16 protein-coding genes are annotated in these 11,877 nt (G+C 60.3%); 5 read left to right on the top strand and 11 right to left on the bottom strand.

Annotated features, from left to right (window positions below):
• Window positions 1-123: 123 nt before the first annotated feature.
• Window positions 124-651 (bottom strand): DUF6886 family protein, encoded by a 528-nt coding sequence (locus tag AB8A27_RS15585; RefSeq protein WP_441244919.1) that lies wholly within the window; start codon window positions 649-651, stop codon window positions 124-126.
• Between the two features lie 167 nt (window positions 652-818).
• Between AB8A27_RS15585 and AB8A27_RS15580 the strand changes: the two genes are divergently transcribed.
• Together AB8A27_RS15580 and AB8A27_RS15575 are read left to right on the top strand one after the other, a co-directional pair.
• Entirely contained in the window at window positions 819-1,520 is a 702-nt protein-coding gene (locus AB8A27_RS15580) for a DUF899 family protein (RefSeq protein ID WP_441242667.1), read from the top strand.
• Between the two features lie 474 nt (window positions 1,521-1,994).
• Window positions 1,995-3,128: a tlde1 domain-containing protein gene (locus tag AB8A27_RS15575; protein ID WP_441242666.1), complete on the top strand. Its 1,134-nt coding sequence runs from the start codon at window positions 1,995-1,997 to the stop codon at window positions 3,126-3,128.
• A 47-nt stretch (window positions 3,129-3,175) separates the two neighbouring features.
• On the opposite strand, the gene AB8A27_RS15570 is transcribed toward AB8A27_RS15575, so the two are convergent.
• The 4 genes from AB8A27_RS15570 to AB8A27_RS15555 form a co-directional block, all read right to left on the bottom strand.
• On the bottom strand, window positions 3,176-4,090 hold the full coding sequence (locus AB8A27_RS15570; protein WP_441242665.1) for a tetratricopeptide repeat protein: 915 nt from the start codon (window positions 4,088-4,090) through the stop codon (window positions 3,176-3,178).
• 69 nt (window positions 4,091-4,159) lie between these two features.
• Entirely contained in the window at window positions 4,160-4,435 is a 276-nt protein-coding gene (locus tag AB8A27_RS15565; protein ID WP_441242664.1) for a DUF1488 family protein, read from the bottom strand.
• A 258-nt stretch (window positions 4,436-4,693) separates the two neighbouring features.
• Window positions 4,694-4,990: a hypothetical protein gene (locus tag AB8A27_RS15560; protein WP_092146841.1), complete on the bottom strand. Its 297-nt coding sequence runs from the start codon at window positions 4,988-4,990 to the stop codon at window positions 4,694-4,696.
• Entirely contained in the window at window positions 4,987-5,250 is a 264-nt protein-coding gene (locus AB8A27_RS15555; RefSeq protein WP_092146843.1) for a hypothetical protein, read from the bottom strand. Before AB8A27_RS15555 ends, AB8A27_RS15560 begins: the two co-directional genes overlap by 4 nt.
• Before the next feature lie 272 nt (window positions 5,251-5,522).
• Between AB8A27_RS15555 and AB8A27_RS15550 the strand changes: the two genes are divergently transcribed.
• Together AB8A27_RS15550 and AB8A27_RS15545 are read left to right on the top strand one after the other, a co-directional pair.
• Window positions 5,523-6,350 (top strand): transglutaminase-like domain-containing protein, encoded by an 828-nt coding sequence (locus tag AB8A27_RS15550; RefSeq protein ID WP_441242663.1) that lies wholly within the window; start codon window positions 5,523-5,525, stop codon window positions 6,348-6,350.
• A gap of 124 nt (window positions 6,351-6,474) precedes the next feature.
• Window positions 6,475-6,819, top strand: a complete 345-nt coding sequence (locus AB8A27_RS15545; protein WP_441242662.1) for a hypothetical protein — start codon at window positions 6,475-6,477, stop codon at window positions 6,817-6,819.
• A 97-nt stretch (window positions 6,820-6,916) separates the two neighbouring features.
• Here the strand turns inward: AB8A27_RS15545 and AB8A27_RS15540 are convergent, their stop codons facing one another.
• On the bottom strand, window positions 6,917-7,669 hold the full coding sequence (locus AB8A27_RS15540) for an SDR family NAD(P)-dependent oxidoreductase (RefSeq protein WP_441242661.1): 753 nt from the start codon (window positions 7,667-7,669) through the stop codon (window positions 6,917-6,919).
• An 84-nt stretch (window positions 7,670-7,753) separates the two neighbouring features.
• On the opposite strand from AB8A27_RS15540, the gene AB8A27_RS15535 reads away from it, so the two are divergent.
• On the top strand, window positions 7,754-8,080 hold the full coding sequence (locus AB8A27_RS15535) for an ArsR/SmtB family transcription factor (RefSeq protein WP_441242660.1): 327 nt from the start codon (window positions 7,754-7,756) through the stop codon (window positions 8,078-8,080).
• 123 nt (window positions 8,081-8,203) lie between these two features.
• Here AB8A27_RS15535 and AB8A27_RS15530 read toward each other — a convergent pair whose 3' ends face one another.
• From AB8A27_RS15530 to AB8A27_RS15510, 5 genes are all read right to left on the bottom strand, one after another.
• Window positions 8,204-8,665 carry a MarR family winged helix-turn-helix transcriptional regulator gene (locus tag AB8A27_RS15530; protein ID WP_441242659.1) on the bottom strand — a complete coding sequence of 154 codons (462 nt, stop codon included), beginning with the start codon at window positions 8,663-8,665 and terminating at the stop codon, window positions 8,204-8,206.
• A gap of 158 nt (window positions 8,666-8,823) precedes the next feature.
• On the bottom strand, window positions 8,824-9,537 hold the full coding sequence (locus AB8A27_RS15525) for an SDR family NAD(P)-dependent oxidoreductase (RefSeq protein ID WP_441242658.1): 714 nt from the start codon (window positions 9,535-9,537) through the stop codon (window positions 8,824-8,826).
• A gap of 70 nt (window positions 9,538-9,607) precedes the next feature.
• Window positions 9,608-10,009, bottom strand: coding sequence for a hypothetical protein (locus AB8A27_RS15520; RefSeq protein ID WP_441242657.1), 402 nt, complete (start codon window positions 10,007-10,009; stop codon window positions 9,608-9,610).
• Entirely contained in the window at window positions 10,006-10,887 is an 882-nt protein-coding gene (locus tag AB8A27_RS15515) for an NmrA family NAD(P)-binding protein (RefSeq protein ID WP_441242656.1), read from the bottom strand. Before AB8A27_RS15515 ends, AB8A27_RS15520 begins: the two co-directional genes overlap by 4 nt.
• Window positions 10,888-11,320: 433 nt before the next feature.
• On the bottom strand, window positions 11,321-11,710 hold the full coding sequence (locus AB8A27_RS15510) for a hypothetical protein (RefSeq protein ID WP_441242655.1): 390 nt from the start codon (window positions 11,708-11,710) through the stop codon (window positions 11,321-11,323).
• Window positions 11,711-11,877: the final 167 nt, after the last annotated feature.

Raw genomic sequence — 11,877 nt, 5'->3', positions numbered from 1 at the left:
CATCGCCAAAGCGATACCCGTCACACATCGCGACAACGAGCGATGAAAGTCGCGAAGACGCTTTACAACCCTACGGCTCCTGAACGTCTAGGTATCCTTGTTGGTTTGAGGCAGCTTGATCGGTCAATCCAACGCATTGCGAAGCTGAATGCTGCTGACGTGGAGCGATGTGTCCCATAGGGGCGCCAGCGTCTTCAGAGACGGTAGGACGCGCAGCTCGACGCCAGCATTCTCCAGTGCCTTTTCGATATTGTCGATCCGCTCGACATTGAGCGGCATGGATGGTGCGCGCGACACCCACGCGCCTGCATCTCCGAGATCCTCGAACCCGTCAGGCGAAAGCTCGTAGCGATAGATCGTCGTCTGAGAAAGCTTGTCCAGCCAGCCGAGCTCGATATGCGCAACCATGCGGCAGGCGGTCATCTTCTTGTAGGCCGTGAGATATTCCGGAGTCGTTGTCGCTGTCGGCCAGACAAAAATACGCGGGCAGTCGCGCGGGAACAGATACATCGGCGCATGCCAGTCATCGATCGCCCAGACGAGGGGGCCATTCAGCCACTCCTGTCCCTGATTGCGAGGCGTCGCAACCTTGACCGGCCGCGGCATGAAGACTTCGATGTTGTTCTCTTCGCTGAAATGAAACAGGCGCATGGCGCACTCATGGGCATCCGCGCATTGCGCGTCAATGACCGTCATGCGTGTTCTGGCCGTTCACGAAGCTGTGCATGATGAACTTGCGGATCGTCATGTCGGATTGGTCCGTCCCGGAACGTCTTTCAGATGGAACACGTTGAAATTCACCAAGGGAGGATCATGTCATGACCGGTTCCAGCCTGACGCCTGCGGCCGAACTCGTGAAGAAGGCCAGTTTTCGCTATCCCAATGAGAGCCGTGAATACCGCGACGCACGCAATGCGTTGCTTGTCGAGGAGATCGAATTGCGGCGTCAGATCGAGCGTGTCGCGGAGCTGCGTCGCGCGCTGCCGGATGGCGGCGAGGTGACCAGGGACTACGACTTCATCGGCGAGAAGGGCCCCGTGAATTTCGCGGGCCTGTTCGGCGACAAGCAGACGCTCGTCGTCTACTCCTACATGTATGGGCCGCAGCGCGAGAAGCCGTGCCCGATGTGCACGTCGCTGCTGTCGGCATGGGACGGCGAGGTGCCTGACATCACTCAGCGCGTGGCGCTGGCCGTGGTGGCGCGCTCGCCCATCGAGCGGCTGGTTGCCTTCAAGAAGCAGCGTGGCTGGCATTACCTGCCGCTGTTCTCGGATACGTCGGGCGAATTCAGCCGCGACTATCACGGGCTGACCAAGGACGGCGGCGATGACGCGGCCTTCAATGTCTTCACCCGCCGCAGCGGCAAGATTCGCCATTTCTGGAGCGGCGAGATGGATGGCTCTACGGCCGATCCCGGCCAGGATCCGCGCGGGGCGCCGGATCTGATGCCGCTCTGGACGGTTCTGGACGTCACGCCGGAGGGGCGGGGCACCGACTGGTATCCGAAGCTGAACTACTAAGGTCGTGATCATTTGGCGGCTAAGCCGGCACAAATTGATCGTTGCGACTACCTAAATACCACAAAACCTATGTGGTTCCACGCGCACCAGCCCCACGCTAGGCCAATGGCCTAATCACAGCACGCCAATAGTTCGGGCCGGGCGTGACCCAAAACCCCAGCGCGCCTGAGACCGGCCTGCGAGAGCCCAGAAGCTCTCGCAGGTTCCCCGAATTTGTCCTGTGACTTACTCAAAAAGGCCATGATTGGCAGGCCTTTAGGTAGGCATCGGTGGGGGACCTCCAATTAATCCGCATTTAACTAAAACTCGCCTTAATGGCGTTTCGCATCCCTGCGCGGTGCTTTTCGAGACCTGTGTGTCTCGTCCGGCACAACGGGCAGGGAGCTTAGTAAATGTGTGTCGGACGTCAGGCGTATGAGCAGCAGTAAACGTGCGTTGAACCATCCTGCATCCTCACGCCGAGGCTCGCACCAGGTGCCGAAATCCAGTTCACGCATGTTCGTGACCGGCGCAGCTCTTGCCGCCGTCGCATTGACCGGTGGATGGACGCTCGCCGGCAAGCTTTTCCAGAATGGCGTTGAGCCTGCGATGGTCTCCGCCAATCTGGGCGATGATGCAGGCGTCGGCCAGTCGTCCTTCGCCGAGCGCTTCGACAGCCGCTTCTCCCGCACCGAACACCGCACATCCTTCTCCGAGCGTTTCGAGCCGGCCGTCAATGCGCCGCTCGCGGCCGCACAGCCCGAACCGAAGCGCCAAGTCGCCTGGTTCGACCCGACCTATTCGATGGGCGCCGCGCCCGAGCGCTTCGTCAAGCGCACCCCGGCTTCTGAAGCTGTGGTCCCTGCACCGGCTGCGAAGCCGCAGGAGGTCGCGCTGATGCAGCCGGCGCCCACGGTGCGCCAGCTCGTCGACAGCATTCCGATGCCCGCTGCACGGCCTTCCGATGCCCGTACGGCGCCCGCGCCGCAGGTGGCTGAAGCACCGCAACAGCCGGCCGCACAGGCGCGCGCGGCCAAGGGCGGCGCCTATGGCCACGACTCGCTGGTGCAGAAGGCGCGGCTGGCGCTGGCCGCGCAGCCCAAGTCCGGCAATTTCAACGTCTTTGAAAAACTGTTCGGCGGCAGTGCCCCGCAGTCAGGCCCTGTGCTCGCTTATGCCGGCTCCGATGGCGGCGTGCTGACCAACGGCACCGATGCGGCCGCCAGCAACGAGCCGACCCTCAGCGATCGCACCACCGCGGTCTACGACATCTCCGCGCGTAAAGTGTACATGCCCGACGGCACCAAGCTGGAAGCGCATTCCGGCCTCGGCAGCCGTCTCGACAATCCCGCTTATGCCCATGAGAAGATGCGCGGCGTGACGCCGCCGCACATCTATGATCTGAAGCCGCGCGAGGCGCTGTTCCACGGCGTGGCCGCGCTGCGCCTGACGCCGGTGGGCGGCGAGGGCGCGATTCATGGCCGCACGGGTCTGCTCGCGCATACCTACATGCTCGGCCCCAATGGCGATTCCAACGGCTGCGTCTCGTTCCGGGACTACAACAAGTTCCTGCAGGCCTATCGCAACGGCGAAGTGAAGCGCCTCATCGTAGTCGCCAAGCTCGACTGATCGATATGACTGACGTGTCGCCCACGAAGGCGATGCGTGTTCAGTCACTATGAGCCGACCTTCGGATCGATCTTTCGGGCACTCGCGACATCTGCTGCGCCGCCGGCGTTGTCGCCCATTTCAAGCCGTGTCATGCCGCGCAGATAGAGCGCCTTGGCGTATTTCGGATTGATGCGCAGCGCCGCATTGAAATCGGCCATGGCGCGGTCGTTGTCACCCTTGTCGGACCACACGCCGCCACGATTGGTCAGCGCCGCCACATAGGTCGGTGCGATGCGGATCGCCTCGCTGTAGTCAGCGATGGCGCGATCGTTGTCCCCCTTCAGGCTGAAGGCGAAGCCGCGATTGAACACCGGACAGGGGTCGTTCGGATTAATCCGGATCGCTTCGCTGAAATCGGCGATGGCACGCGCATGATCGCCCTTCACCAGCCAGGCGCCGCCGCGATTGCTATAGGCGCCACCTTCCTGCGGATTGAGACGGATCGCCATGTCGTAGTCGACAATCGCCCGGTCATTGTCATCCTTGGCGTACCAGGCGACACCGCGATTGACATAGGCATCGGTGTTGTTGGGATCGAGATTCAGTGCGACGCTGAAGTCGCTGATGGCGCGGTCATTATCGCCGCGGGCGAGCCAGAGATTACCGCGCATGAAATAGGCGCGGGCATAATCCGGATTCAGGCGGATAGCTTCGTCGAAAGCGGCCATGGCAGGGCCGCTTTCGTGCCGCTCGTGATATTCGAAGGCGCGATTGAAGTGCAGTTCCGCAAGCCGGCGTCCGCTGTAATTGCCCGAGGCGATGGCGCGATCGCAGGCTGCGATCGCGAGAACGCCGGAGGCATCGGTACATTGCTGTGCATCGTCAGCAGCAGCTTGCGCGATCGGCATTGCTGCGCTCGCCAGCATGGCAGCGAACAGGACGCGGATGGCGCAACGGTTCAGGCTTGGAAAGTGGCGCATGGCTCGATCTCTCGCGTGTGACAGGCGTTGGTCACACGGCGAGGAGGAAGGGTTCAATCGCGGAAGAAGCTACCGGAAATCGATGCTCCGGAGCACGATGCCCGGTGGTCTGCCCTCAAATTCGGAATTCGCGAATTTGCGTGCCGCGCAGGCCTCGATGCGATCGCGCAGCCGGGCGAACTGCTCCTCGCGCTGTTCGGGCTTGGTGCGTGTTGCTTTTTCAAGCTCGTCCATCGCGCTGGTGCTGATCGCGCAGGCCACTTCGGTGGCGTCGTTCATCATCGAGAACAGAACGACCATGCGATTATATTCGAAGCTTTGGAAAACACCGTGTGTGAGCGCCATGATGGTCCTCCAGCGTCAGAGCTTGCGCTTCGGTACGACTGGCGTGAGTTCTGCGATCCTGCGCAGGCATTCGGCCTCGGTGTGATGTGGGCCTGTGACAAATGTACTGCTGATCTTGGTGCTGTACCAGCCGGACTCGACGCCAAGACGGAGAGATTCTGCGACTTGAACGTGACGGTGTAAGAGGTTCCGCATAAGGATGCCTTCGGTTGAGCGCTGGCTGCTGCAGGATCGCTGCGACCTGTGTAATGATAGGGATCAATCGTTGGCGGCGAGCCGCGTGAAGTCGTCCAGCACGATCGCGATCAGATCGCGGTGGCGGGCATCCTGCACACTCAGGGAAGCAGCGTAGAGATTGAGCACATAACGTGCCTTGGCAGCGGCCTCCGGCCATGTCGCGGCAGGCGCGGTAAGGAGCTGCTCTTCAAGTTCCTGCTGCCGCTCCCGCAGTGCTGCGGCATTGGATTCGACTTCGGCAAGACTACGCCTGAGGTCGGTGGCTTTCTGTGCCGCCAAGCCGCGGCGGCTGTCCAGCTCGACGGGAGTGTCGGTCATGGCGCGCTCGCGTCGATGCGCTGCGCATCTGCCAGCTCAAGCGAGCCAATGGAGATCATTTCCATGGATCTCGTATGGGGCGGTGCGCCTGGCACGATGATCATGGTTGCCGTGCGCCGATAGCTGGCGAAGGACAGTCCCTCGATCATCTCTTCATCGGTGATGACCTCATATGATCCCGCCGGGATCAATCGATCGAGGCCTTTCAACTGGAAAGGGTGTTTAAAAGTAACGGTCTCGCGGCGCGATCTCGTCGTCACGCGCGTATGTCGCTGCTGAGATCTGGCATGAGGCTAGCGTGCGCTTATTCATGGGCATTAGCTATCGATTTCTTTGCGCGATCCGGTATTTCGCCGAATATCGCTTCTGTTGTCTTGTTATCGGACGTTTCGTTGCCATTTCGAGGATGTATCCGACATTGACGACGGTCTGGCCGAGGCTTGCGCTGAGTTTTCTCGCAAGATCGTCGCCTGGTGTGCGACGCTTGCGTTGCCTTTGAAATCGGAGATCTTACCAGGATGAGGTGTTTTGCATGAAGATCCGCGTTGGCTACGAGATGATCTATGATTTCCCGCAGCCGACGCCTGTGATGATCGTGATGGGCACGCATTTCACGCGTGCCTCCGACGTAGTGGTACCCGACTATCTCACGATCAATCCCTCAGTTCCGATCACGCCGTATCGCGATGGCTTCGGCAACTGGTGCAGCCGCATTGTCGCGCCGCCGGGCCGCATCACGTTCAAAGCCGACGGGATCGTCAACGATAGCGGCAAGCCGGATATCATCGTGCCGTCCGCCATGCAGTACACAGTAGAGGATCTGCCCGCCGAGACGATCGTCTATCTGCTTGGCAGCCGTTACTGCGAGACGGATCGGCTGTCGGACATCGCGTGGCAGTTGTTCGAGAAGACTGTGCCTGGCTGGGTGCGCGTGCAGGCAATCTGCGATTTCGTGCACAACCATATCCAGTTCGGTTACGAGCATGCACGCGCCACCAAGACCGCTTGGGATGCTTACAACGAGGGCAAGGGCGTGTGCCGGGACTATGCGCATCTGGCCATCACCTTCTGCCGCTGCATGAATATTCCGGCGCGCTACTGCACCGGCTATCTCGGCGACATCGGCATGCCGAAGCCGTGGGCCGACGGCGATTTCGCCGGCTGGTTTGAAGCTTATCTCGGTGGTCGTTGGTATACATTTGACGCACGCAACAACATTCCGCGCATCGGTCGCGTGTTGATCGCACAGGGCCGTGATGCGGCGGATGTGCCGATCACGCAAACTTTTGGGCCGAACACGCTGGTGAGTTTCAAGGTGTGGACCGACGAGATTGATGAAACCACGCAGGCCGCCCACTGATTTCCTTTGTCGGCTCTGTCGCACCTTCGCCTAAGCCTGCATTCAGCAGCATGTGAGCGGCCGGCAAGGAACCGAGCGCTCAGGCGAGAATTTCACCTGTCATAACTTCCTAAGGACAGGACCGATGGCAAACACTCTGACAAGCCTGACGACCGCCGTGGCGTTGATTGCGGGTTCCAGCGCCGCGGCTTTGGGCAGTGGCACGGACGCACAGCGCGAAGCATGCACGCCCGATGCGTTTCGCCTCTGTACATCCGCGATGCCGGATGAGGGGCGGGTGGAAAACTGCCTGCGCAATGCTGGCCCGCGATTGAGCCGCGCCTGTTATGATGTGTTCTATCCGCGGATGGAGAACGATCAGGCTCGGATGGCGCACGGGCAGGCGCCGTCACGCGAACGCATGAAGCCATCAGCGGTGGATCGCATGCAGACACCGTCGATGCCGCCAGCCGGCGAGGATGATGATTGAGGCAAGGCGAGATCAGACCTCGCATAACGAGCGAAGGCGGTGCTGATGGCACCGCCTTCGACATATGTCGGATCGCCTGTTGAGCAGAACGCGTGGGTTACCTGAATCCGCCGGTGGCGTGCAGCGTTTCGCCGGTCACATAGGATGCGGCATCAGAAGCCAGGAAGGCCACGACGGAGGCGATCTCCTCGACCTTGCCGATACGCCCCATCGGCGTCGCCGATTCAATCCACTTGCGCATGTCGCCTTCATGGAAGCCGGCTGACACCACGCCCTCGGTCGCGATCATGCCGGGATTGACGGCGTTGACGCGGATCTTGCGCGGCGCAAGCTCCTTCGCCAGGACCGATGTGATCGCATCGACCGAGGCCTTGGTCGCGGTGTAGACCGCCGAGCCCGGCGGGGTGATGGTCGAGACGCCCGATGAGATGTTGATGATGCTGCCGCCATTGGCGTTGAAGTGTCTGGCCGCTTCCTGCGAGGCGAGCAGCAGACCGAGCACGTTCAGATCGAAATGCCTGTGAAAGTGCTCCGGCGTGATGTTTTCGAGCGGCGCGAATTCGTAGACGCCTGCGTTGTTGACGAGAACGTCGATCGGGCCGAACACCTTGACGGTCTCCGCCACCACGGATTTCGCGCCGTCCGGCTCGGCGAGATTGCCGTGCACGGCGATTGCCTTGCCGCCCTTGGCGGTGATCTTCGCGACGACCTCGTCGGCGCCCTTCTTGCTCGATGCGTAATTGACGGCGACGGCAGCGCCCCCGGCGGCGAGCTGGATGGCGATTTCAGCGCCGATGCCCTTGGAGCCGCCGGTCACCAGCGCAACTTTGCCTTCGAATGTCTTGGTCATGGTCGTGATCCCTCTTGGATGCTTCGGTAGTTCGGAAGTATGGAACTATTGAACCAGTGCAAGGGGGCGCCTATATCTTTTTTCATGGTTCAGTTCGTTCACCCCGCGACCAAGGACATCACGCTATCCGGCGTGCTCTCGGCGCTGGCTGATCCCATTCGGCTGCAGATCGTCCGGGGCTTGCTGCAGGAGAGCGGCTGCCTGTCCTGCACGGCGGCGTCGCCATGCCCGACCATCGCCAAGTCCACTTTGTCGAACCATTTTCGCGTGCTGCGCGAGGCCGGCCTGATCCAGACCAGCAAGAAGGGTGTCGAGCATCAGAACGCGGTGCGCGCGGCGGATATCGAAGCGCGGTTTCCCGGGCTGTTGATGGCGATCCTGGCGAATTCGGGGGATGAGGGAGCGGCGTAGGCGCGTCGATGTGGCGGCGGGCAGCAAGCCGCTGAGCAGGTAGAAACGCTTCCCTTGTCAGCGAAGCGCGCCGTAAACTCATGATTTGAGTGGACGTGAACCCGGCCTCAACCCGGAAATCCTTTAGTCCTTCGATGAATTTGCCTTCGGCTGACCGACCGTCAGATCCTCCAACACGCCTCGCAGCGCGGCGACATTTTCCGCGCCATTCAATTTCACCAACTGTCGCTGAGCCTTCTGCCAGAGGGGGGAGGCTTCGCCGTGAAGACGGCGACCCGCTTCGGTGATTTCTATCAGGCGGCTTCGGCCATCCGTGGGGGAGGGTCGAATTTTGACCAGGCCGTCACGTTCCAGAAATCCCACCATCTTGCCCATCGCTGTTCGTTCGATGTCGAACCGCTCGGCGAGCGCATTGACCGCGACGCTCTCCACCTCGTTGAGGGCAGCCAAAGTGAGGAATTGCGTAATGCGAAGGCCCGTTGGCTCGAGGTGATCATCATAGAAGCGGGAAATCTGTCGGCTCGCCTTTCTCATGGCGAAGCAGTTGCATTGATCGATTCCGAGAGGCTGGTTGATCGACAGCATCTGTTTGCCCTTTTCAATTTCTACCGGTTACCGGTGGGCTCGCGCTACACACGAGCCCTGTTACGTTGTTCATGAAAGCGGATATCACAGACTCGGAGTCCTGTGACGTATCCACCTCGCATGTCGCCGAGGGAATACTTGTTTGCCGACCGCCGTGTTCAGAGACCGGGCGGTGGAGTGATATAGCCGGGCACCTCGGCCGCGAGCGTGCTTTTCAGCAACGTCGTTCCCTTGTCGGCCATGATCTCGCTCTTGCCCGCCAGCAGTGCATCGTAGGTCTGGCGAACAACGTCCTCAGGATTGGCTTTTGGCACGTCGATGCCGTTGGTCAGGTCGGTGTCCACGAAGCCGACATGCAGGCCGAGAACCTGGACGCCGCGTTCATGCAGGTGAAAGCGAAGCTGGTTGGTGTAGCTCCACGCCGCCGCCTTCGACGCGGCATAGGGCGTCAAAATCGGACGCGGAAGCCACACGATGTCGGACAGCACATTGATGATGCCGGCATGTGGCTTGTTCAACAATGTCTGCTCAAAGGCCTGCGTGACGCGCACCACGCCATAGTAATTGGTATCGAAGATGCGGGCTGATTGCGTCTCGACGTCGGGCGAGAGGGGGCCCTCAATCAGAGCGGCGATGCCCGCATTGTTGATCAGCAGATTGGTATCTGCCGCCAGTTCTGCAGCAGCGGCAATCGACGCCTTGTCGGTCACGTCGATCCGGACCGGAACGATGCCCGGCTCGTCGAAGCCGCTGGTGTTGCGCATGCCCGCATATATTTTCGCCGCGCCGCGGCGACGCGCCTCTTTTGCAAAGGCCAAACCCAGGCCGCGATTGGCGCCGGTGATGAAGACGGTAGCGTTCTTGATATCCATGATGAGCTTCCTTTTCAAAGCCACCTGCCACGCGCGCCCGGATGGTTACGCTGGCCTGTGGGCGTTCAGTTCAAAGAAAAACGTGGGTCGGCAACTGTTTCGACAGCGCCTCCCGCAAATCGGCCGCGAGAGACAGGACCGAGCCAAGCGGGCTCATTCGCACGCTGACACGTGGCACCGAACCATCAGGGTTGTGGTCGACGACCACGGTCGCACTCAGGCTTTCGCCACTCTTCAGGGTGGCCTCGTATTCGAGAAAAAGCCGCGACCCCACGGTCTGAAGAAACGTAGGCGTCTGGGAGGCGTAAAACGTTCCGACCGTATTGACCGCCAGCCTGATCGCATCGCGTCCGACGACAGGTTCACGCAGCACAGAACTCACAAGCTCTGCATCCGACGCCAGGTCATCCAGAAACGGATGACGTTCATTCTGGGTGTGTGACATTTCCTCAAACCCTTGCTGCGTGCTCAAGCAAACGCGGCTCGATTCTGGGAGATAAACTGCTGAACCGAGAGTGGCGGTTTTCCTGTTATCTTCTCGACGGCGTTATTGGTGCCCGAGAAGATGCCGTCGCGATAATTCTGGGCGACTTCAACCAGATGCTGCGTGAGGAACGGTGGGAACTTGTAAAGAGTCTCCATCTTGTTCCGGAATTCCTCGATGGAGGTCGGCGCATAATCGATACGTGATCCGAGGACTTCGCTCATCGCCGCGGCGATCTCCACATGGTTCATCTCAACGGGGCCGTGGAGTGTGTAGGTTTTGCCTTCGTGGCCTTTTGGTTCGGCCAACAGATGGGCGATGACCCGCCCCTGATCGTCCGCCGCGATGGGTGCGTGACGACCATTCGCGAAGGGGAATTCGATCTTTTTCTTCGTCCAGATCTCTTTCGCAAAATGCGGGTAAACCAGCCAATCGGCAAAGAACGTGGGACGTAAATGCGTCGTCGGAACGCCTGACCAATCGAAGACCCGCTCTGAGATCCAGTGGTCCTGTGCCGCGTGGCTTGTCGACTCCCGCCGTGCCGAAATCTGCGACATGTTGACGATCGCCGCGACGCCCGCTTCCTTTGCAGCTTGGGCGAAATAGGCGGCGGCACTGACAATCCCCGGCGCGATCGGATGAAGGAAGTAAGCCGATTTGATGCCTTCCATCGCGGCGCGAATTTTGTCGATGTCCGAGAAATCACCGACGGCGATGTCGACACCGCGCGCCCTCAGGGCAGCTGCCCGTTTGTCGTCGGAGCGAACATAGGCGCGCACGCGCCGACCCATTTTTAGAAGTTCGTCGACGGCAACGCCTCCGGTCCGTCCAGTTGCACCGCTCACAAGAAAATCCACGTCGCTCATCGTTCTGCTCCATGTCGATATGAGAGCATATGCTCTTATATCGAGGAATGTAGGAGCATATGCTCGCTTATGCAAGGTCTATTTTGGCGCTGATTTTTGTCGCTGGTCGCGCCTCCGGAGCACCCGGCTCGATCCGGCCGATGGCAGGAGGGGCGACGACGGGTCAGCAACGGACAAGTACGACGGTTGATCGTCGCGGCTCCGAAGGATTGGCGGAGCCGAACCGACAATGGCAAAACAAATCGTCCGATGCCCGACTGCCCAAACAAAAACCCCGGCATCGCTGCCGGGGTTCTGCATTTGATAGTTTGCCTGAACAGCGTCGGACTTAGAAGTCCATGCCGCCCATGCCGCCGCCCGGAGGCATGCCGCCGGCCGGAGCTGCCTTCTTCGGCAGTTCGGGAGTCGTGGCTTCCGTTAGCCCGCGTGGCGCCTACCTCACCATGATGTTGAAGTTACCGCGTCGCGAGGTGCCGTTCGGAAAGAATGCTTCAAGGGCGACGCTGTCCGATCCCACATAGCCGCGCTCCGAAACGTATTTGACGATAACTCCGGGAACACACCGCCAGTTGCAGTCGCTGCGTGGATTGATGGGGCGGAAATACGGAAAGATCGACGCCTTGGTGATGATCAGACGCCCGTGCTCGGGGCTCTGTGTCACCCGCACGACGGGACGGCCCGCGTCACTGCAGTCTGGGTTAACCGATGCAAGTTGTCCTAATTCGATCGGGCTGCCGCTCAGGGCAACCTTGTTACCGTATTGTGCTTGAGCCGCGACGCTCGACAGAAAGAGACACATGGCAACGATAGCAATGCGATACATTTCCAATTTCCTAGTGGAAGCCGTCCGAATAAGTCGGCGGTATCCTATTCGGGAACCGACTGTATGCAATTAGTAATTGCATCGATCGCAGCGATAAATGATACGGAATATCCGCACGACTTGATCCAAACAAAAACCCCGGCATCGCTGCCGGGGTTCTGCATTTG

This window comes from Tardiphaga sp. 768_D3_N2_1 (assembly GCF_052076105.1).
Lineage (GTDB): Bacteria > Pseudomonadota > Alphaproteobacteria > Rhizobiales > Xanthobacteraceae > Tardiphaga.
This window is presented reverse-complemented; position numbering and strand designations above follow the sequence as displayed.